This is a genomic window from Prevotella sp. 885 (assembly GCF_002265625.1).
Classification (GTDB): Bacteria; Bacteroidota; Bacteroidia; order Bacteroidales; family Bacteroidaceae; genus Prevotella.
Map to the genome: position 1 here is coordinate 19,143 of NZ_NOVE01000028.1, position 22,728 is coordinate 41,870.

Consider the following 22,728-nt stretch of genomic DNA (forward strand, 5'->3'; position numbering starts at 1 on the left):
GGAAAAAGAAAGAAAAAAGATTGATTGATAAGATTTTATTTTAACACTTCAAAAGGTCACTAGTTAAAGAAAATGGAAGTAAATAACCAAGATTTGTACAACACTCAGCAAGAAAACGAAGAGTCGTCATCTCTTAGTTTTGGGATGATATACAAGATGGTGGTCCTCAACTGGAAATGGTTCGTTCTGTCTTTAGCATTGTGTCTGGGCGTAGCTTACGCTTACCTTAGATACAAGACACCAGTTTACCAGTCGGCTGCTAAATTGCTTATCAAGGACGACGACAACACAAACAAATCCAACGGAGTGAACGCACTCCTTAACTCGCAGACGCTCGGTCTCGTATCCAACTCAACGGGTATCGACAACGAGATGGTGCTTCTCAAGTCATCTCGCCTTGCCGGACAGACCATCTACGATCTCAAGCTTTATGTGTCGTACAAGATGAAGGGTCGCGTGGCTGACCACCTTCTCTATAAGAACCAGCCCATCACTGTCGACATCGACAGCAGCAGCCTGTCTAACCTCAAGGCGCCGATAAAGCTCGAAATCACACGCGAGGAAGGATCGTTCCACATCACGGGCGAGTATACGTATGTACCCTCTGACCAGGACAAGTTGCCGAGCGAATACACCATCGACCGTACCGTTAAGGATCTGCCTTTCACGCTCAACACCAGCGTCGGCAGACTCACCTTCTCGCACAACGGCGTCAGCATGCTTCCTGAAGAGAAGAAGCTGAAGGTAACCATCCTTCCTGTACAGATGGCAGCTGCCAAGTACGTAGCAGCGCTTGACGTAGCGGAAGAGAATAAGAAGGCCACCATCGTGGACATGACATTGGCTGACGAGGTGCCGGAACGCTCATGCGACTATCTCAAGCAGCTCGCAGTCTGCTACAACCGCCAGGCCAACGAGGACAAGAACGAGATAGCCATTCGTACAGAGAGATTCATCAACAGCCGTCTGGAGAAGATCAACAACGAACTTGGTCAGACAGAAGGCAATCTTGAGTCAACAAAGCGCCAGTATGGTATCGTGAATACTGAGGCTAACTCAACGATGTCACTCTCTAACTCAGATGCTTACGCAAAGCAGATATCTGAGCTCAAAACCCAGATGGAGCTGCTCAAGAGCATCAGCGAGTTTATGAATGAGCCTGCCAACAAATACCAGCTGCTTCCTTCCAACGTGGGATTGGCAGACGCTTCAGCCAGTGCGTTCATCAACAAGTACAACGAAGTGGCACTGGAGCGTACACACCTGCTTCGCACCTCAAGCGAGAACAGCCCCGTTGTTACGCCTCTTACAGCACAGCTCGACGAGCTTCTCTTAAGCATCCGCCGCGCCATCAAGCAGGCACATCAGACAGCAGAGATACAGTATAACGACCTGCAGCGTCAGTTCAGCCTCTACAACCAGCAGATTCTCTCCACCCCGCAGCAGGAGCGCATCCTTACACAGATAGGTCGCCAGCAGGAGGTGAAATCAGGACTCTACCTTATGCTTCTCCAGAAGCGCGAGGAGAACTCTATCTCTCTTGCAGCCACAGCCGACAAGGGCAAGCTCATTGACGACCCGCTGCTCATTGGAAAGGTTAGCCCCAAAGGGTCAATGATTATGCTCATCGCTCTCGTCCTCGGTCTTGCCATCCCCGCAGGCATCCTCTTCCTCATCGAGTTCTTCCGTTACAAGATTGAGGGACATGACGACGTTGCCGCTCTTACCAAGTTGCCTATCATCGGTGACGTGGCAATCGCCAGCGACCAGGCAAAGACAAAGGCGGACATCGTGGTGCACGCCAACCAGAACAACCTCATGGAGGAGGTGTTCCGTTCCATACGTGCCAACATACAGTTTATGCTCAAGAAGGGAGAGAACACCATCATGTTCACGTCTACTACTTCCGGTGAGGGCAAGACGTTCACCGCAGCCAACCTTGCCGTGAGCTTCGCATTGCTGGACAAGAAGGTGGTAATCGTCGGTCTGGACATCCGTAAGCCACGTCTCGCCGAACTCTTCGAGATACCTAACCATCATCAGGGCATCACCAACCTTCTCGTGAAGGAGAACCCGACAATGGAGGACATCAAGAAGCAAATTCTGCCTTCAGGCGTAAACGACAACCTCGACGTGCTCATGGCAGGACCTATCCCGCCCAACCCGTCAGAGCTTGTTTCGCGCCAGTCGCTTGACATCATCATCGACCAGCTTAAGGAGCATTACGACTACGTCATTATCGACACCGCTCCTGTCGGCTTGGTTACCGATACACAGCAGATAGCACGCGTAGCCGACCTTACTGTCTATATGTGTCGTGCTGATTACACACCGAAGTCAAGCTTCGCATTCATCAACTCTCTAAACGCGGAAAACAAGATGCCGAATATGACCATCGTTATCAACGGCATCGACATGGCGAAGAAGAAGTACGGCTACTACTATGGCTATGGCAAGTACGGCAAGTATGGTAAGTATGGACATTACGGCAAGTACGGTAACTACGGCAATAGCTATGGCAGCTATGGCGCCAACTACGGTAGCTACGGCAACTATGCCAATAGCGGCTACGGCAACCGTAACGACAACTCGATAAAGGTGTAAGTCTATAGAAACAGACTTCATATAAACATTAACGAACAAGAGAATTTAGAGAAGTTCTTGCCCAGGCAGGAGCTTCTCTAATTTCTTAAAGAGAACACCCCTATATATACATTATATTAATACAGGAGAAAAACTATCATGGTAATAGCAGTAGATTTTGACGGAACAATAGTGGAGCACGAATATCCCAAGATAGGCGAAGAGATACCGTTTGCCACCGAAACACTGCGCATGCTCATCAACGACCACCACAAGCTCATCCTCTGGAGCGTACGCGAAGGCAAGCTGCTGGACGAAGCCGTGGAATGGTGCCGTGAGCGCGGCGTGGAGTTCTATGCCATCAACCGCGACTATCCAGAGGAGACCACCCAAAACAACAACCATTTCTCCCGCAAACTGAAAGCAGACCTCTTCATCGACGACCGCAACTTGGGCGGACTGCCTGACTGGGGCATGATCTATCGCATGGTTCGCGAACATCTTACATGGGCTGACCTTATGAGAAGCGCAAGGTCAGGACTTAATTCGCAGGACGCACCGAAGCGCAAGAAGAAGTGGGGACTGTTCTAAAAAATACGGAGACAGATAATATATGATTGATCGCGCCACCGTAGAACGCATCAAGGACGCCGCCAACATTGTGGACGTGGTGTCCGAGTTTGTAACGCTGCGACGCAGCGGAGCAAACTATAAGGGACTGTGTCCGTTCCATGACGAAAAGACACCGTCCTTCATCGTCTCGCCGGCACGCGGCACCTGCCATTGCTTCGGATGCGGAAAGGGAGGCAATCCCATCAGCTTCATCATGGAGCACGAGCAGATGACCTATGTGGAGGCACTGAGATGGCTGGCAAAGAAATACCACATCGAGATACATGAACGCGAGCTTTCCGAAGAGGAGAAGCGAGAGCAGAGTGACCGTGAGAGTATGTTCATCGTCAACGAATGGGCGATGGGCTATTTCAGCGACAAGCTGCACAACGACCCAGACGGCGTCGCCATCGGCATGCAGTATTTCCGCAGCAGAGGCTTCAGAGACGACATCATAAAGAAGTTCAAGCTCGGTTACGACCTGCAGAACGCACGCGCTCTTGCCACGGAAGCGTTAAGCAAAGGCTATAAGGAGGAGTTTATTCTCAAAACCGGCATCTGCTATAAGACAGACCGCGGCGACCTTATCGACCGCTATGCAGGACGTGTCATCTTCCCGTGGATAGGCATCAGCGGAAAGGTGGTGGGATTCGGAGGACGACTGCTCGACTCGCGCACCAAGGGCGTAAACCAGAAGTACGTCAACTCGCCCGATTCGGAAATTTACCACAAGGACCGCGAGCTATACGGCATCTATCAGGCTAAGAAAGCCATTGCCAAGGAAGACCGCGTGTTTATGGTGGAGGGCTATACGGATGTCATCTCCATGCACCAGTGTGGCATTGAGAACGTCGTGGCAAACTCGGGTACGGCTCTTTCCGTACACCAGATTCACATTCTTCACCGCTTTACGTCGAACATCACCCTGCTCTACGACGGCGATGCAGCCGGCATTCACGCTGCCATGCGAGGCACCGACATGCTGCTTGCCGAGGGAATGAACCTCAAGGTGTTACTTCTCCCCGACGGCGACGACCCCGACTCGTTCTCACGCAAGCATACGGCGGCTGACTTCCGTAAGTACATAGAGGAACATCAGACCGACTTCATACAGTTCAAGACAGACCTTCTGCTCAAGAACGAGCGCGACCCGCTGAAACGGTCGGAGGCCATCAATTCCGTAGTACGAAGCATATCGTTCGTCACCAATCAGGTGTTGCGCGACACTTACCTCCACGACTGCTCCGTAAGAATGGGCATCAACGAGGCCACACTCATCAACACCCTGAACAATTTCATACGCAATAACCGCGAGAACCGCTTCCCAGATGCGGCACGCGACCCGCAAGCACAGCAGCAAGCGACAGCACAACCGCAAGTGGTGCAGGACGTCACCCCTGTGCAGCAGGCATCAAAGGTGGAGCGTATGCTTGCCGAACTGATCATCCGTCATGGCGAAACCGTAATATTCGACAATGTGGAGACGGAGGACGGTCAGACCGTCAGCCTCAACATCGCCCAATACATCGACTATAACCTCAGCATTGACGGCCTCAGCTTCCAGAATCCTCTCTTTGCTCGCGTACTGAAAGACGCCGTGGAGCACAGTCAGGACCAGGGGTTCTCAGCCGAACAGTTCTTCCTCAACCATGAGGACATCGAGATTTCGCGCATGGCAACGTCCATCTGTATGGACCAGTATCGCCTTCTTGAGGAACGTAAGAAGACGTCTCAGGACGAAGAGAAGAGCAATGAGGAGAAGCGAGAGGAGGCAGAAAACCGCATCACAGACCTTCGCAAGCAGACCGAACACCTGCTCAACGACTTCCGCATGGACTACGTGGAGCAGCGAATGAAGCAGCTTCAGAGTCAGATAACACAAGCCGCAGCCGATCCCGTCAGTCTGCAGCAGTTGCTTGAGGAATACAAGATGATGCACGAATTGAGGTCGAAGGTGGCTAAGCTGCTCGGCAACAACATCATCGTCTGACGGGAAAGGCCATTAAAAGCCGGATAATAAAGACTATAAAAAAGCATACACTTGGCGGCGCAGGTCGGAGTAATCCTGCGCTGCCATGAATATCAAACCAAAACAACACGTATTTATATGTATTACATCGAAAAGACCATGGAGATTTCGGCATGTCACTGCCTGAAACTCTCATACGAAAGCAAGTGCCAGAACTTGCATGGTCACAACTGGATTATCACAGTCTACTGTAAGTCAAGTGAACTCAACAAGGACGGAATGGTTGTCGACTTCACGCACATCAAGCGCCTTGTCAGCGACCGCCTCGACCACGCCAACCTCAACGAAGTGCTGCCCTTCAACCCCACGGCAGAGAACATCGCACGCTGGGTGACGGAGCAGATTCCGCAGTGTTACCGCTGCATGGTGCAGGAGAGCGAGGGCAACAAAGCCATTTATGACGCAACAGAATAGACGGAGGAACGAAAGATGAACAAAAAGAGAGTTAACGACATCTTCTACTCGCTGCAAGGCGAAGGTCACAACACAGGACGCGCCGCCATCTTCATACGCTTCTCGGGATGCAATCTCAAATGTCCGTTCTGCGACACCGACTTCTCCCGATACGACGAACTGACCGATGACGACATCATCGAGCGCATCAAGGACTTCCCTTCGCGCTTCGTGGTTCTCACCGGAGGCGAGCCGTCGCTGCAAGCAGACAAGCCCCTCATTGACAAGCTGCATGCCCACGGGTACGAAATAGCCATGGAAACCAACGGCACACATCCCGTCCCCGCAGGCATCGACTGGACCACATGCTCCCCGAAAGGCGTCACCAACATAAAAAGTTGCGACGAGCTGAAGGTGATATTCGAGGAGACAACCACTACCCCCGACGACCACGGCATACAGTCGCGCTATCGCTATCTGCAGCCATGCGACGTCGGCGACGCGGAGCGCAACGCACGTATCATACAGCGCTGCCTCGACTACATCCTGCAACACCCCGAATGGCGTCTGTCACTACAGACACATAAGCTTGCCGGATTCAAGTAAAAAACAAAAGAAATGCTCGCCGGAAAGAAGTAAAGGATATGATATACATCCACTGGATATTCCTGCTTATCTACATCATGGTTATCGTAAGCATCATTGTTACGATACTCATGGACAACCGTCAACCAGCCAAGACGATGGCTTGGGTGATGGTGCTCCTTTTCGTCCCTGTTGCGGGCATCATTCTCTACATCTTCTTCGGACAGAACACGCGGAAGATGCGATTTATCTCACAGCGGTCGCTCGACCAGTTGTCAAAGCGGCAGATGCTGGAATTTGTCGAGCAGCGCGAGTTGCGTATGCCCGACAAATTCCAGTCGCTTGTCCGCCTCTTCACCAACCAAAGCCTCGCCTTACCCTTCAAGGACAATGAAGCGGAATTCTATACCGACGGCTATCAATTCTTCCCTGCGCTGCTGCAAGCCATCAGCCGCGCCCGACATCACATCCATCTTGAGACCTACATCTTCGACGACGACCCGTTGGGCCGCCTCATCGCCGACGCACTCATACAGAAGGCAAAGGAAGGCGTCGAGATACGCGTCATCTATGACGACGTGGGCTGCTGGCGTGTGCCGAGTGCCTTCTTCGAACGCATGAAGAAGGCTGGCATTGACGTCTGCGCCTTCATGCCTGTGAAATTCCCTGCTTTCACCAGCAAAGTGAACTATCGCAACCACCGCAAGGTTTGCGTAATCGACGGCATAGAGGGATTCACCGGAGGCATAAACATAGCCCTGCGCTACGTGAAAGGCATGCGTAACGGCACGCTGCCGTGGCGCGACACGCACATGCGACTCAGAGGCAGCATCGTCTACGCCCTGCAACGCGCCTTCCTCGTCGACTGGTATTTCGTCGACCGCACACTTGTCACCAACCGCAAGTATTATCCTCCGATGCCGTGGAAAATCAGCAACGACTGCCTGGCACAGATGGTGACGAGCAGCCCCATTGCGCCCTGGCCCGACATCATGCAGGGCTACGTGCGCATCCTGCTTGAGGCAAAGAGCTACGTCTACATGGAGTCGCCTTACTTCCTGCCCACCGAGCCCGTGCTCTTCGCCATGCGCACCGCCGCTCTCGCCGGCGTGGACGTCCGCCTCATGGTGCCGCGCCACAGCGACTCCCACCTCCTTGAATGGGCAAGCCTGTCGTATGTGGTGGAGACGCTTGCAGCGGGAGTGAAGATAAAGCTCTTCGAGGGCGGATTCAATCACAGCAAGCTGCTCGTAGCCGACGACGAAGTCAGCACGTGCGGTTCCACCAACATCGACTTCCGCAGCTTCGAGAACAATTTCGAGTCGAACGTCTTCTTTTACGACCGCCAAATGGCATTGCGCATAAAAGAGCTGTATATGGCAGACGAGGCACAATCCGTCGACTTCAACGACGTAGACACCCTAAGACACCGACCATACCTCCACCGCTTAACCGAATCGCTCTTCCGTCTGCTGGCTCCGCTGCTATAACTGTGAATACATACCTTTTTACATTTGGAAACATTATTATATTTGGCAATGTCGCGAATAATGCTTAACTTTGACAACACAGACAATAAAGCGCACCATTATGGCAAGAAAATTATATCCGATAGGCATTCAGACATTTGAGGAGATACGCAGAAACGACAACCTCTACATCGACAAGACGGAATACGTCTACCGTATAACCCATACGGACGGCAAGTATTTTTTCCTGTGCAGGCCGCGCCGTTTTGGCAAGTCGCTTCTTGTCTCCACCATAAAGAGTTATTTTGAGGGCAAGCGCGAATTGTTCGAAGGTCTTGCCATCGAGAAACTGGAGAAAGAATGGAAAGAATATCCTGTTCTTCTCTTTAGTTTTGCAGGTGGCAAGCACATGGAGAAAGAACAACTTGAACGCTATCTCTTATTCCTCTTACACAACAACGAAGAACGTTTTGGCATTACATGCGATTCGCCGGACCCAAACGTACGCCTCCTAAATCTTATAAATAAGGTGTACGAGATTACGGGCAAACAGGTGGTGGTATTGATTGACGAATACGACGCTCCATTGCTTGACGTGGTACACGAAGACAACAGCCTCGAAATATTGAGAAGCGTGATGCGTAATTTCTTCAGTCCGCTGAAAGACTGCGACCCTAAATTGCGTTTTGTATTACTTACCGGCATTACAAAATTCTCACAACTTAGCATATTCAGCGAATTAAACAATATCGCAAACATAAGTATGGACACTCCATATTCAGGCATTTGCGGCATCACAAAAGACGAGTTGCTCACACAGATGAGCGACGACATCGACAGACTGGCTGAGAGTATGGGAGCTGACCGAGAATCGACAATAGCCAAGCTGAAAGAATATTATGATGGCTATCACTTCACGTGGCCTTCGCCTGACGTATTCAATCCGTTCAGCCTGTTAAGCTGTTTCGCCAAGCAAAACATCGAAGCGTTCTGGTTTGCCTCAGGAACTCCTACTTACTTGTTGGAAATGCTCCGTAAATATGATGTTGCACCATCTAAAATAGGCGACTTCTATGCTCCTAAGACAGCATTCGATGCTCCTACGGAACGAATGGCCACCATCACACCATTGCTTTACCAAAGCGGATATGTGACAATCAAGGACTACGACAAGGAAACCGAGCTTTACCATCTCGACATTCCTAACATGGAAATAAGAATAGGATTGTACGAAAACCTCTTACCTTATTATCTTGACCGCGATACAGACGCGGGCAGGGTGGTTATTGCCAGAATGTCCTCTCTTATAAAACGTGGAATGATTGACGACGCGATGCAGCTTCTCAAGACATTCTGGGAGACAGTTCCTTATTGTGCCAACACTGACTACGAAGGCCACTATCAGCAAGCCATGTATATAATCTTTGCCCTGCTCTCACACTTTCGCATTCAGGTGGAACAACATACATTCAACGGCAGAACTGACATAACAATGGAAACGTCCGACACCATATATATTATGGAATTGAAGTTCGGAAAGTCTGCACAGGATGCTCTTGACCAAATAAACGCTAAGCATTATGACAAGGCTTTTGCTATGAGTGACAAGAAGGTGGTGAAGATGGGCATCAGCTTCGAAGTGGACACCAATAAGAACATCATGATGGAATGGATAAGATAACAACTGCTATGGACATCGAACAAGTCAGAGACTTCACGCTGTCGTTATTCGGCGTGACAGAAGACCAGCCGTTTGGCGACGACAACGTCACCTTCCGTGTTGAAGGCAAGATTTTTCTTTGCCTTTGGCTGGGAAGCGGGCGATATGAGACGAGGGACGGGATGAGGAGATTCGCATGCAAGCTGAGTCCTGAGAGAAACGAGGAACTGCGCGAACAATACGAAGCCGTCACTCCTGCCTTTCATTGGAACAAGAAACACTGGAGCGACGTCTTCTATGAGCAGCTTGAGCCAGAACTCGTGATGACATTAATAAAAGAGTCGTACGAACTGATCGTCAGCAAGCTGCCCAAAGCTGTAAGAGAAAAAAAATTCAAAAAGACGAATTAGGACGGCGGTTCTGACAAAGACAATATTTGCATTTCTGATGCTCAATACTATTAGCCCGGCGCACAACAAAATCTTTGGTGCGAAATTCTTGAGTTTTGAGCGTTTAGAGACAATATATTCATACACAGTGGATTATGCGGTTTTATGAAGAAACTTTATGAAATCAGACTCGCAAAAAAGCCGTTTTTTGCTACAATAGCGCCACTTTTACACTACAATAGTGCCACTTTTATCATGCAATAGCGCCACTTTTACACTCTAATAGTGGCACTATTGTAGTGTAAAAGTGCGCTATTGTTAAGCACGGGTGCTGTTTGCACAACAAAACACCGTAAAAACAGCAAATCGGAACTCTAGAATCAATTTTTATTTTGTAACATGTTTTTACCGTTTAGACGATATTTGCATAGCGGACGGCATGCCGTCCGAATTAGGAATTTTGAATTTTGTCATTTTCTTGATATTTTATTTGTTTTAGTCTTTCCTATTTCAGCTTTATAATGTCCGTCCACCTTGTTGTCGGGCATTGGCTCTTACGCTCCCTTCTGATAGCATCCGCAAACTTCTGCCCTTTGCCATACTGCTGCGAACTGAGCACCACCGTCTCCGTACCCTCCACCTTGTTAAGTCTGTCTACGGCACTGTCCAGGCTCTGCATCTGCCTGTGACGGTCAGCATCGAAGGTGAAGAGGTCGGTCTGAATGGCGTTGTCCGGAACCACTCCCATCAATATCACGCCCGCCTTCTTATACATCACGTCAGCACGATAGATGCGCTTCAGGCATGCCGTGGCAGCTTTCACGATTTCGATGGTTGACGCTGACGGCATGCGGAGCGTCTGTTCCGTCATGTTCCAGTATTGCGTCAGGTCAGTACGGAAGTGGTTGGTGTCCACAAAGACGCCCACCACCGTAGCCACCGACCGCTGCCGACGCGCCTTCTCCGCACAACGGGCGGCAAAGTTGGCGATGTGAGTGTGGAGAGTGTCGAAGTCGGAGGTCATATCGCGGAAACTCCTGCTCGTGCATATACTCTTCTTCTTGGCAGGAATGTCGTCCGGAATGCAGTCAACACCGTTAAGCTCAGCCCACGTGCGCTCCATTATTACGGTACGGAACGTGGCGCTCACCCACGATCGGGCATGAGAGGCAAAGTCGTACGCCGTCCTTATGCCCATGCTCTCGAGCCGTGCCTGATAACGTCTGCCTATGCCCCACACCTCCCCGATGGGATAGAGTTGCTCCGCCTTTATGCGCCGTTCCTCGGTGTCGATGACACAGCAATGACCGTATCCGGCGTATTTCTTGGCATAGTGTGACGCCATCTTCGCCATTGTCTTCGTGGGTGCGATGCCGATGCTCACCGGCATGCCCACCGACTGCATCACACGGTCGTGCAGCGCCGTGCCCCATTCGTGCAGCTCGTCCACGTTAAACCCGTCGAGCACGGCGAAAGCCTCGTCTATGGAATAGCGGAAACACTCCGGTGCCATATCGCGTATGATGGTCATCACGCGCCCCGTCATCTCGCCGTAGAGTTCGTAATTGGACGAGAACGCCTCAATCTTCACACCTGGGAACATCCTTCCGAGCTGGTAGTAAGGCGTGCCAGCCTTTATGCCCAACCGCTTCGCCTCAGCACTACGCGCGACAACGCAGCCGTCGTTATTGGAGAGAACGACGACCGGCTTGCCTTCAAGGTCGGGACGAAAGACGCGCTCACAACTGACATAGCAGTTGTCGCAGTCGCAAATGGCGTAATATTTCATGCTGGTTATACGTATATATTAATAACGTATAGTGAGGGTGATTTATTGCAATAAAATCAAAAGTCTCACGTGTTTCGCTTTGTAATGCGCACGGTTTTCACTACCTTTGCATTACAACATTCTTGTAACAACATTAATGCAATCACGTTATGACACACATACTCAGACCATTGACCAATCCGTTTGTGTCGCAGGGATACGAAAGTCCGGAATATTTCTGCGACCGTAAGGAAGAGACAGCCACGCTCCTTTCTCATCTCAGGAACGGCAGGAACGTGACGCTCATATCACCACGAAGAATCGGAAAGACCGGACTTATAAAGAACACGTTCTATCATCTGCTTGAAGCCGATAAGGACGCCGTGTGCCTGTATGTTGACATATACGCCACGAAGAACCTGCGCGACTTTGTGGAGCAGTTGGGCATAACCGTCATCAACGACCTTGTACGCAAGAACGCATCGTTGAAGGACAAGGTGCTCACGTTCTTCGCATCGCTGCGTCCTGTCTTCAGCCTTGACCCGCTCACCGGCGAACCAAGTGTGAGCATCACCGTGGAGCAGTCGCAGGAAGACCTTACCATTCGCAGCATCTTCAATTATCTTAACGAAAGCGGCAGGGAAGTCTACGTAGCCATCGACGAGTTTCAGCAGATTGGCGAATATCCCGAAAGCGGCACCGAAGCAATGCTGCGCTCCTACATCCAGTTTGCGCAGCATGTCCACTTCATCTTCTCAGGCAGCAAACATCATCTTATGGCAGAAATATTCGGCTCGCCCAAACATCCTTTCTATCAAAGCACGGAGATGATGGGGCTGAAGCCTCTTAAGAGTGACGTCTATTACGACTTCTGCCGCAACTTCTTCGTGAAGAAGGGAGGAGCGCTCAGCGAGGAAGTGTTTATGTATATATATGACGAGTTTGAGGGACACACCTGGTATGTGCAGACCATTATGAACCGTCTGTACGAGAACGAGACGGAGGTGGACAGCATACAGCAAGCCAACAGCGCCATCCTTGCGGCTCTTGCCGGACGCGAAGCGCAATACGAAAGCATGGTGCAGTTCTTCACGGAGAATCAGTTTGCCCTGCTCAAGGCTATTGCCAAAGAAGGAATCGTTTCGCAGCCCACGTCAGGAAAGTTCATTAAGGCGCACGGGCTTAGCGGAGCAAGCAGCGCAAAGGCGGCGCTGAAAGTGCTCGAAGAGAAAGAACTGGTATATCGTAAGCCTGAGGGATACGTCGTTTACGACCTCTTTATGAACTTATGGCTAAGGAGGAGCTATTGACGGAGATTGCATAAAATAATCGTCGTATAAAAATCCAAAGAAATGGTATATAGGGATTTTCCCCCGATTTTTAGGGCATATCCTTTTGCTGGCTAAAGGATAAATACTAATTTTGCAGCTCAAAGAGAGATGTATAAACATTCCCACAAACAGTAAAAAAACGCTTATGAAAAAGATTTTCCTAATCGCAATGGCGATTATCACCCTCACCCTGTCAGCACAGGCACAAGCCTATCGTGACAGCCGCTATTACAACAATAGCACCGGCAGACTGGAGTATACCTATCATCATCATGACGGCGTAATCGGTACGGGCGACGTCTATTACGGACTGCGTCTCGGACCAGCCTTCTCTACGGTCAACTCAGACGACCAGGCTCTCGACGGAGGCGACTCGCAGACGGGTCTTAATCTTGGAGCCGTGATAGGATTCGGACTGTCCGACACCACTCCCCTCTTCCTCGAAACCGGACTCTTCTACGTTGAGAAGGGCGGAAAGAACGTCTTCGAGGGCAAGAAGATGACGTACGACCTCAACTATCTCCAGATTCCTATCGTGGCAAAGTATGTCATCGACATTGACGGCGACTTCTCCGTACAGCCTTTCTTCGGCGGCTACCTTGCCTGTGGCGTCGGAGGAAAGATCAAGAACTATGGCGACCGCCTTTCCGAAAGCTCGTTCTCACACAAGTATTTCCAGCGCTTCGACGGTGGTCTGCGCATCGGTTGCGGTGCCGCATACGACATGTTCTACGTTGATCTCGGCTACGACATCGGACTTTCCAACATCACTCACGACGAGTTCGACGCATCACACAACAGATGCTGGACACTCAGCTTAGGAGTAAACTTCTAAGCATAAAACACAAAAGCGGAATCCCCAAAGCCGGGATTCCGCTTTTGTGTTTTATGCAATTAGGAGTTTTGAATTGTAAATTGAATAAATCAAAACTCCTAATTCACCTTATGTTCTTCCACATTCTTAAATCCGTTGAGGAAGTCGCGGGCAGCCATACGCTTCTTTCCTGCAGCCTGCAGCTCAACTATCTCAAGCCATTCGTCTCCTGTGGCAACGAGCAGACGTCCGTGTTCTGCCTTTAACGTGCCGGGAGCGGCTCCTCCAGTAGCAACATTCGTCTTTGCCGTGCGGAAGACCTTCAATACAGACGCAGCATTTTTTCCTTCCGCCTCACCACGGGGCGAGAGCGTTGTCCACGTGCCGGGATACGGACTCAGACCGCGCACGAAGTCGTACACACGCTTGGCTGGCAACGTCCAGTCAATCTCACAAGTCTCCTTGAATATCTTCGGCGCCGCATGCAAGGGCAGGTCCTCACGCTGCGGTTGTGCAGGAACGTCGCCGTCCTTCTCTATAACGAGGTCCACGGTGTCCTGGCAGATACCTGCACCAAGCTCCATCAGACCGTCATATACATACTCCACGTCAGCATCGTCGGGGATGGCGAACTCACGCTGCATGATTATCTTACCAGTATCGATGTCATGATCGAGGAAGAACGTCGTCACGCCTGTCGTTGTCTCGCCGTTGATGACAGCCCAGTTTATCGGGGCAGCACCGCGATACTGCGGCAGAAGGGCGGCATGCACATTGAAGGTGCCGAAGCGGGGCATTGCCCACACCACCTCTGGCAGCATTCTGAAAGCCACCACCACCTGCAGGTCGGCATCATAGCCACGCAGCTCCTCAAGGAAAGCCTCATCCTTCATCTTCACCGGCTGGAGAACGGGCAACCCGTGCTCCAGGGCATATTCCTTCACAGCCGATGCACGCAGCACCGAACCGTGACGTCCTACGGGCTTATCAGGCTGAGTGACCACAGCCACAACATTATATCCGTTTTCCACAAGTCGCTTCAATGAGCCGACAGCAAAGTCGGGTGTTCCCATGAAGACAATACGCAAATCTTTCTTTTCCATCTTGTTTTATATCTATTCTTTCGTACAAAGTTACGAAAAAACAAGGGTGGGAAATAAACGTTGCCTTATTATTTTTCACAAAACGAAAAAAAACGTAACTTTGTATTTACATTCATTTGAAGTAACAACATAAAATTCAGAATATCAGAGATGACACAGAAAGAAGACATCAAGAACGCTGTAGAGACAATGCGCAAGGGTGGAGTGATACTCTATCCCACCGACACCGTATGGGGAATTGGCTGCGACGCCACCAACGCCGAAGCCGTAGCAAAGGTATATGCCATAAAGCACCGCGACGACTCGAAGGCGCTGATATGCCTCGCCGACTCCGTTGACCGCGTGCAACGCTACGTTAGGGACGTGCCCGATGTGGCATGGGACATCATGGAGCTGGCGGAGAAACCCACCACCGTGATACTGGACGGCGCCGTAAACCTCGCGCCTAACCTCATAGCCGAGGACGGAAGCATCGGAATGCGCATTACCAACGAGCCGTTCTCCAAGGAGCTGTGCTACCGCTTCCAGAAGCCCATCGTAAGCACCAGCGCCAACATAAGCGGCGAACCTGCTGCACAGAACTATGGCGACATCGCGCCCGAACTGCTCGAAGCTGTCGACTATGTTTGCTGGACAAGACGTCAGGAGCACAAGCCTCACACACCGAGCAGCATCATCAAGCTCACACGAGACGGACAAGTAACCATCATCAGAAAATGACATGGAACCCGAAGTCTTAATAAACGAGCCTAAGGAGACGCTGGCAGACCGCCTCTATAAATGGCGCACCACGCATCTGTCCGAACGCCAGTCCACAATCATACTGGCGTTCCTCATCGGATTTCTCGCGTCGGTGGCTGCCTTCCTGCTCCACTCCTTGATACACGAGATACAGACGCTGCTCAGAACGGGCATCACGTCCGACTCGTTCAACTGGACGTTCCTCATCTTCCCTATCATTGGCGTTTATCTTACTTCCTTATTCGTCAAATACGTGGTGAAGGACAACATATCGCACGGTATCACGCGCATCCTGTATGCCATCTCCTCCAAGCAGTCGCGACTGAAACGCCATAACTGCTGGACGTCAGTGGTGGCATCTGCCATAACCATCGGATTCGGCGGATCAGTAGGAGCCGAGGCACCTATCGTGCTTACCGGTTCAGCCATCGGTTCCAATCTCGGACAGTACTTCCGCATGGACAAGAAGACGCTGATGCTGCTTGTGGGATGCGGTGCGGCAGCTGCCATCGCCGGCATCTTCAAGGCGCCGATAGCCGGACTGGTGTTCACGCTGGAGGTGCTGATGGTGGACCTCAGCATGGCATCGCTTCTGCCCATCCTTACTGCAGCGGTCACCGCCACGTGCTTTACGTATATGTTTATGGGAAGCGACTCACTCTTCAATTTCCATCTGGACGGCGAATGGATTATCGAACGCATACCGGCAAGCATTGTGCTCGGCGTGGTATGCGGACTCGTCAGCCTCTACTTCATCCGCTCCATGGGAGCCTGCGAGGGTCTCTTCGCACGTTTGAAGGAAAAGCGTTACGCCAAGTTGGCATTGGGAGGCGTGCTGCTCAGCTCGCTCATCTTCGTCTTCCCCGTACTCTACGGCGAGGGCTATTCCGCCATAAACATCCTGCTCAACGGCGTTAGTGAAGCCGACTGGGAAGAGCTGCTCAAGAACTCGCTCTTCTATGGTCACGGCCATCTGCTCATCCTCTACATCGCCCTTGTGGTCCTCACCAAGACATTCGCCACGGCTGCCACCAACGGTGGAGGCGGTTGCGGTGGTACGTTCGCACCTTCGCTCTTCGTGGGAGCATTCAGCGGATTCCTCTTCGCACGCCTCTGGAACATCTATCAGGTGGGCGTCTACATCCCCGAGAAGAACTTCACGCTGCTTGGCATGGCAGGAGTGATGGCAGGAGTGATGCACGCCCCGCTCACGGGCATCTTTCTTATAGCCGAAATCACCAACGGATATAATCTCTTCATGCCGCTCATGATTGTGAGCATCTGCTCCGTTATGACCATCAGCATCTTCGAGCCGCACAGCATTTACGCCATGCGACTGGCTCGCGAGGGAAAGCTGCTCACCCACCATACTGACCGTTCGGTGCTCACGCTGATGAGCATGGAAAGCGTAGTGGAGCACGAGTTCACGTCCGTTCAGCCCGACATGCCGCTCGGCAAACTGGTTAACGCCATATCGAAGAGCCACACCAGCTTCATCCCCGTGCTCGACAATGCCGGAAGCATACTCGGCGAGATTGACATCACTAAGATAAGACACGTGATGTTCCGCGCCGAACTCTACAACAAGCTGACTGTAAGACAACTCATGCAGCCCGTCGCTGCAAAGGTGGGCGTCAACGACTCGATGGAGGAAGTGATGCGAAAGTTCGACCTTAAGGGCACCCGCTATCTTCCCGTGGTAAACAACGCCGGACACCTCACGGGCTACATCTCACGCACACGTGCCTACAGCATGTACCGCAAGATGGTGGCTGACTTCTCAGCCGAATAAGCACACCGAAATGAAAAGTGGCGCTTCAGGATTATTCTCCTGAAGCGCCACTTTCATTTTCGGTTACTCAATGTCCACTCTTGCCACCTCGTCCACATTATTAATATGCTCGATGCTGTCGATGGCATGTTGCAGTTCCTTGGCGGAATGCACCTGAAAGTCCACTATGGTCTCCACTATACGGTCCTTGGTCTCCGTGACAAGCTTTGAGATTGACAGATTCTGCTGCTCCGTAATGCAAGCCACCACATCAGTAAGAAGATGAAAACGGTCGACACCACGGATGCAGATACGCACAGGAAAGAGAAAATCCTCGCTCTCCTCAAAGCAGACATCCACAATAGAGTCGCCCTGCTGCGAAGCCAGTTTTATTGCCACCGGGCAGTTGCTCTTGTGGAGCGTGATGTTGCCGTCAGCGTCCTTAAAGCCTGCCACCTCGTCTCCCGGCAGAGGATGACAGCACTGACAACGCTGATACTCCAACTTCGGACGGTTGGAAAGGAAGCGGCTGATATTGCTCTTTGCCTTGTAAGTAAGCACATGACCCAACCAGTCAGCCTCAGGCTTCGCGTCCTTGTCCACCCCTATCTCCACGCAGTCGCCACGATGGAGCACCGTCTTCACCGAACACAGCTTGCCGTTGACACGTGCATAGACAGCATGAAGTCCCACTTCGGAATGTATGTCGAAGGCAAAATCCAGAGCCGTGGCGTTCTTTGGCAGTTTGACACTATCGCCGTTGGGCGTAAACGCAATGATGTTGTCATTATAGAACGTAGACTTCACATATTCCAGATAGTCATTATCGTCGGAATGGAAAGCGATGTCCTTAAGCACCTCCTTGAAGTTCTGCAACCATTCCATGACGTTCTCGTCCGTACGCTCAGCCGTACAACCGAGACGGTTATTACGAACCATGCGCTCTGAAGATATGTGCACCTCCTCCCACTTGCCGCGCATATTGAGCAGCTTCATGTGGAAGCTTCTGTATCCGTTATCCTTTGGAGTGTTGATATAGTTTACAACGGAATACGGCATCTCCTTGAAATACTCGGTCAGCAAGCTGTATATCTGCATGCAGACCTCCTTCTCCTCCTTCGTACCCTCCGCTTTATAAATAATGCGGACATAATGCTTGCCGTCAACATGATAGAAGTCGCAGCCCTTGGTCTGCATCTTGCGCCATACACTGTAAGGCGAACGCATACGCAACTCTATACGAACCTCCACCCCATTGGCGTCCAATATCTCCTGCGCCTTGGCGATGAAGGCGTCCACGGTAGGCTTTTCCGACTCTTGCAGGTCCGCCAAGAGCTTCTCCAGCTTCTGGTATTCGGCTGGACAGCGATAACGTAACGACAGGTTTTCAAGCTCGCTCTTCACGTCATACAGACCCAGACGGTTAGCCAAAGGAGCATAGAAATACTCCGTTTCCGAAGCTATCTTCATACGCTTGGCGGAAGGCATGCTGCTCAGCGTGCGCATATTATGGAGGCGGTCAGCCAGTTTCAGCAAGATGGCACGCACGTCGTACTCCACAGATGAGAGTATCTGACGGAAGTTGTCCACCTGCTTGGAATGCTTATATTTCTCCTTCTTCAGCTTTGTCACCACACCTACAAGGAACGCCACATCATCGCCGAAACGCTCACGGATTTCGTCAATAGAATAAGGGCAATCCTCAATTGTGTCGTGGAGGAATGCAGCCATTACAGGATTGACTCCCAATCCCATTTCCTCAATTATGATGCGTGCCACAGCCACCGGATGACTGATATATGGTTCGCCTGACTTGCGCTTCTGATCACGATGCGCGAATTCGGCAAATCGGTATGCTTCACGCGTCAATGCCAACTGCTTCTCGTCCACACGTTGAGCCAACAACGAGAAGATAACATCCACGTCGGCCTGTATCTTCTTTCTGTACATGTCTGTCATTGTCATAATCACTCATTTTTAAAGTTGTTGTTTTCAGTTTACATCTCTCTATTTTGTCTTTATCGTTTATGACAACATAGAGCAAGAAATAACCACAAAAACTATCAAGTTTTTTTCATATTTCATTGAGTCGTAGTTTTTAAATGTTTCATAAAGGTAACAATAATATTAAAATTAAGCGACTTTTATGGTTTAAATGTAGTTTAGACTTTGATTTTTCATACCTTTGCATCATAATAAAAAAAAACACATTTATATAGAAATGCATAAGAAAAGATCGTTCTTACATCAATGTCTGGTTGACAATTCACAGCAGACGACTGACGGCAGAGGAAAGAACCTCATCCCGCCACCAGAAAGAGATTCCTTATGGAAAGCTTATCTGGAGAAGTTTAAGGATCCACTGATAATCGTGTTGTTAGTGGTGTTCTTCTTCTCCGTAATAGTGTCTTTGTATGAGGCTTTCTATATGGATAAAGGCACGAAGATACTGTTCGAACCGATAGGCATCCTGTCCGCATTATTGCTTGCCACGGGCGTGGGATTCATCTTCGAGGTGAAAGCAGAGAAAGAATTTGAGGTGCTCAACACCGTCAAGGACCAACGTCCCATAAAGGTATACCGTAAGTTTATGGAGGACGGCAAGGAGCAGATACGTATACGTGAGGTGAAGAAGCATGACGTATGCGTCGGCGACTATGTCTATCTTGAGAACGGTGACGAGATTCCTGCGGACGGATATCTGGACGAGACCAACTCCTTCATCGTGGACGAATCTAACTTCACGGGAGAGCAATACGCCCGAAAGTCAGCTTACAAGGAAGAGTTTGACAAGGAAGCCACCTTCCCTTCCAATATGGTACTGCGCGGTTCCACCGTCATCGGAGGCACCGCCATCTTCCATGTCAGCAAGATTGGCATGGACACCATCGAAGGAAAGGGCGTGGCTAAGACGCATGAGGGCAAAGAGGTGGAGACGCCGCTCAACCAGCAGCTCGACACTTTGGGCAAGATGATATCCAAGTTCAGCTTCATCGTTGCCATACTCATTGTCATCGGTCGCATGGTCTACTTTTTCTTCTTCGACGGAAATGCCGCCAACAACCATTCGCTGATCGAAATAGCCGACTTTGCTTTAGGTTCCATCATGCTTGCCGTCACCTTGATTGTCGTTGCCGTTCCCGAAGGACTTCCTATGAGCGTCACCGTCAGTCTGGCTCTCAGCATGCGTAAGATGCTGAAAGAGAACAATCTTGTGCGAAAGCTGCACGCTTGCGAAACGATGGGCGCCACCACCGTGATTTGCACGGACAAGACAGGAACACTCACGCAGAACAAGATGACGGTCGTGGCACACGAGTTCTATGGAGATAACGCCGAACACAGAATACAGCTCAACGTGGCTCTCAACTCCACTGCCGAGATATCCATCGACGACAACGGCAAGGAAAAGCCATTGGGCAATCCCACTGAGGGAGCACTGCTTTTGTGGCTGAAAGCCAAAGGCGTCAACTACGAAACCCTTCGCCATCTTTACGGCTTAGGACAGGGCGAGCCGTTCTCTACGGAGAAGAAGTATATGAGAATGGAGTTCGATGGTCGCGAAGGCAAAGACATTCCGAAGGACGAACAGCATGTCAGATACGTGAAGGGTGCGCCGGAGGTATTGCTCAACATGTGCGAAGCCATAGCCGGCAGTACGGACAAGGCGCACGTGATGCAGACCTTGGCGGAATATCAAGCCAAAGCCATGCGCACATTGGCGTTCGCTTCACAGCACGAAGAGGACGGTAAGTGGAGTCCGCTCACCTTCGACGGCATTGTCGGCATTGCCGATCCTGTACGTGAAGACGTACGTGAAGCCATTACAGACTGCACACAGAAGGCTGGAGTAAGAGTGATTATCGTTACGGGCGACACCTCAGGCACGGCTAACGAGATAGGACGACAGATTGGTTTGCTGGACAATGACGAGCATAACCAGACCGTCACCGGCGACGCCTTCGAAAAGATGTCGGACGATGAAGCCATGACGCTCATTGCGGACAAGAACTTCAAGATTATCTCACGAGCTCGTCCTGACGACAAGGCACGACTGGTGACCTTGCTGCAGAAGCAGAATCAGGTGGTGGCTGTCACGGGGGACGGCACTAACGACGCTCCCGCTCTGAGCAAGGCTCAAGTGGGTCTGTCTATGGGCGACGGCACGTCAAGAGCGAAAGAGGCGAGCGACATCACCATTCTGGACAATTCGTTCGGCAGCATCGTCAAGGCCATCATCTGGGGACGCTCGCTTTATCTGAACATACAGCGATTCATTCTGTTCCAGATGACCATCAACATCTGCGCATGCCTTATCGTCCTTATCGGAGCATTCACTGGTCTCGACTCGCCGCTCAACGTCACACAGATGCTGTGGGTGAACCTCATCATGGACACGTTCGCTGCTATGGCATTGTCATCATTGCCAGCCAACAAGAATGTGCTTAACGAGAAGCCGCGAAATCCGCAAAGCCACATCATCACAAAGAGCATGGCATGGCAGACCGTAGGCGTCGGCTTGACGTTCTTCCTGCTTCTGGCAGGACTGTGGCAGCTGCTATGGCATTGCGACATTTCGTCCGTATCCGACCTCTTCGACACCGAAAAGCTCAAGCTCTTCGTCACCGGAATGCTCGATTTCAGCAAGAACAAGCAACATCTGAGCACCTACGAGCTAAGCGTCTTCTTCACGTTCTTCGTGCTGTTGCAGTTCTGGAATCTCTTTAATGCCAAGTATTTCAAGACCTCCCGCAGTCTTATCCAGGACATCGCCGCTGCATTCAGAAAGGACAAGGAAGCCGAAAGCTCGTTCAGCGCCAGCTTCATTTACATTGCATTGGTCATCTTGATAGGACAGGTGCTTATCGTGACATTCTTGGGCGAAATGTTCAACGTCTCCGCTCTGTCACTAAACGATTGGGGATGGCTGCTGCTCATCACATCGCCCGTTCTCATCATGCCGGATATAAGAAGATGTATGGTTCAAAGACAACATCACGCCTAAGCATCTTCGCTTCCTATAGTCTTAAGGAGTTAAGCCTTTGCTTTTAGCTAAAATCTCAAGCTATAAAGCATGTGGCTTAACTCCTTATTTCTTTTTCTGTCCGATACTATAAAAAAGCCAAACTTTTATGAAAGCAAACGGTTACTTTATCACTCTTTAATTCATAAACAAAAAAAAGAGACTATGAACATCATCAAGAAGTATCTGTACAAACGCGCCATGTCTGTTGCAAAGCAAACTGGATATATGATGCAGGAAATCGAGTTAATGCGTTATGCTGCAATATTGCCATTAAGCAAGAAATGGAGTGATTCTGAATATGATAAGTTAGAATCGGCAAGACTTCTCGGCTCATCCGATAAAGTCCGTGGCATCCCTACCCAAATATCAACGATACACGATAGAAAAAGAACGGTATGTCCCTAACTCCACGCAGTTGGCCTCTAAATGCCTTAAGCTTGGAGTTGAGTGATTC

17 protein-coding genes are annotated in these 22,728 nt (G+C 50.6%); 14 read left to right on the forward strand and 3 right to left on the reverse strand.

Features of this window, described 5'->3' with window-relative positions; translation table 11 throughout:
* Positions 1-72 precede the first annotated feature (72 nt).
* The 8 genes from CHL74_RS09260 to CHL74_RS09295 all read left to right on the forward strand — a co-directional run bounded on the left by CHL74_RS09260 (position 73) and on the right by CHL74_RS09295 (position 9,741).
* On the forward strand, positions 73-2,604 hold the full coding sequence (locus CHL74_RS09260; protein ID WP_094880881.1) for a GumC family protein: 2,532 nt from the start codon (positions 73-75) through the stop codon (positions 2,602-2,604).
* A gap of 138 nt (positions 2,605-2,742) precedes the next feature.
* Complete coding sequence (locus CHL74_RS09265) at positions 2,743-3,174, forward strand: BT0820 family HAD-type phosphatase (RefSeq protein ID WP_094880882.1); 432 nt, start codon at positions 2,743-2,745, stop codon at positions 3,172-3,174.
* Between the two features lie 22 nt (positions 3,175-3,196).
* The gene (gene dnaG, locus CHL74_RS09270) at positions 3,197-5,185 is read left to right on the forward strand and encodes a DNA primase (protein ID WP_094880883.1); all 1,989 of its coding nucleotides are present in this window, start codon (positions 3,197-3,199) and stop codon (positions 5,183-5,185) included.
* 117 nt (positions 5,186-5,302) lie between these two features.
* Complete coding sequence (gene queD, locus CHL74_RS09275) at positions 5,303-5,638, forward strand: 6-carboxytetrahydropterin synthase QueD (protein WP_094880884.1); 336 nt, start codon at positions 5,303-5,305, stop codon at positions 5,636-5,638.
* A gap of 15 nt (positions 5,639-5,653) precedes the next feature.
* Positions 5,654-6,223 carry a 7-carboxy-7-deazaguanine synthase QueE gene (locus tag CHL74_RS09280; protein WP_094880885.1) on the forward strand — a complete coding sequence of 190 codons (570 nt, stop codon included), beginning with the start codon at positions 5,654-5,656 and terminating at the stop codon, positions 6,221-6,223.
* A gap of 38 nt (positions 6,224-6,261) precedes the next feature.
* Positions 6,262-7,692: a cardiolipin synthase gene (cls, locus tag CHL74_RS09285; protein WP_094880886.1), complete on the forward strand. Its 1,431-nt coding sequence runs from the start codon at positions 6,262-6,264 to the stop codon at positions 7,690-7,692.
* A 100-nt stretch (positions 7,693-7,792) separates the two neighbouring features.
* Positions 7,793-9,352, forward strand: a complete 1,560-nt coding sequence (locus tag CHL74_RS09290) for an ATP-binding protein (protein ID WP_094880896.1) — start codon at positions 7,793-7,795, stop codon at positions 9,350-9,352.
* Positions 9,340-9,741, forward strand: coding sequence for an MmcQ/YjbR family DNA-binding protein (locus CHL74_RS09295; RefSeq protein ID WP_254923260.1), 402 nt, complete (start codon positions 9,340-9,342; stop codon positions 9,739-9,741). Before CHL74_RS09290 ends, CHL74_RS09295 begins: the two co-directional genes overlap by 13 nt.
* Positions 9,742-10,225: 484 nt before the next feature.
* On the opposite strand, the gene CHL74_RS09300 is transcribed toward CHL74_RS09295, so the two are convergent.
* Positions 10,226-11,509 (reverse strand): Y-family DNA polymerase, encoded by a 1,284-nt coding sequence (locus tag CHL74_RS09300; RefSeq protein ID WP_094880887.1) that lies wholly within the window; start codon positions 11,507-11,509, stop codon positions 10,226-10,228.
* Positions 11,510-11,658: 149 nt separating this feature from the next.
* On the opposite strand from CHL74_RS09300, the gene CHL74_RS09305 reads away from it, so the two are divergent.
* Together CHL74_RS09305 and CHL74_RS09310 are read left to right on the forward strand one after the other, a co-directional pair.
* On the forward strand, positions 11,659-12,798 hold the full coding sequence (locus CHL74_RS09305; RefSeq protein WP_094880888.1) for an AAA family ATPase: 1,140 nt from the start codon (positions 11,659-11,661) through the stop codon (positions 12,796-12,798).
* Between the two features lie 166 nt (positions 12,799-12,964).
* Positions 12,965-13,654 carry a porin family protein gene (locus CHL74_RS09310; RefSeq protein WP_094880898.1) on the forward strand — a complete coding sequence of 230 codons (690 nt, stop codon included), beginning with the start codon at positions 12,965-12,967 and terminating at the stop codon, positions 13,652-13,654.
* Between the two features lie 98 nt (positions 13,655-13,752).
* Here CHL74_RS09310 and fmt read toward each other — a convergent pair whose 3' ends face one another.
* Positions 13,753-14,736 (reverse strand): methionyl-tRNA formyltransferase, encoded by a 984-nt coding sequence (gene fmt, locus CHL74_RS09315; protein ID WP_094880889.1) that lies wholly within the window; start codon positions 14,734-14,736, stop codon positions 13,753-13,755.
* A gap of 150 nt (positions 14,737-14,886) precedes the next feature.
* Here fmt and CHL74_RS09320 point away from each other — a divergent pair, with 150 nt between their 5' ends.
* Together CHL74_RS09320 and CHL74_RS09325 are read left to right on the forward strand one after the other, a co-directional pair.
* Positions 14,887-15,456, forward strand: a complete 570-nt coding sequence (locus tag CHL74_RS09320; protein ID WP_094880890.1) for an L-threonylcarbamoyladenylate synthase — start codon at positions 14,887-14,889, stop codon at positions 15,454-15,456.
* A gap of 1 nt (position 15,457) precedes the next feature.
* A complete protein-coding gene (locus CHL74_RS09325) occupies positions 15,458-17,269 on the forward strand; it encodes a chloride channel protein (RefSeq protein ID WP_094880891.1) in 1,812 nt (603 codons plus the stop codon).
* Positions 17,270-17,332: 63 nt separating this feature from the next.
* Here the strand turns inward: CHL74_RS09325 and CHL74_RS09330 are convergent, their stop codons facing one another.
* Positions 17,333-19,213: a RelA/SpoT family protein gene (locus tag CHL74_RS09330; RefSeq protein WP_254923261.1), complete on the reverse strand. Its 1,881-nt coding sequence runs from the start codon at positions 19,211-19,213 to the stop codon at positions 17,333-17,335.
* A 256-nt stretch (positions 19,214-19,469) separates the two neighbouring features.
* Here CHL74_RS09330 and CHL74_RS09335 point away from each other — a divergent pair, with 256 nt between their 5' ends.
* Together CHL74_RS09335 and CHL74_RS16605 are read left to right on the forward strand one after the other, a co-directional pair.
* On the forward strand, positions 19,470-22,253 hold the full coding sequence (locus CHL74_RS09335; protein WP_094880893.1) for a calcium-translocating P-type ATPase, PMCA-type: 2,784 nt from the start codon (positions 19,470-19,472) through the stop codon (positions 22,251-22,253).
* 183 nt (positions 22,254-22,436) lie between these two features.
* Positions 22,437-22,679, forward strand: coding sequence for a hypothetical protein (locus CHL74_RS16605; protein WP_176452214.1), 243 nt, complete (start codon positions 22,437-22,439; stop codon positions 22,677-22,679).
* The last annotated feature ends 49 nt before the right edge of the window (positions 22,680-22,728 follow it).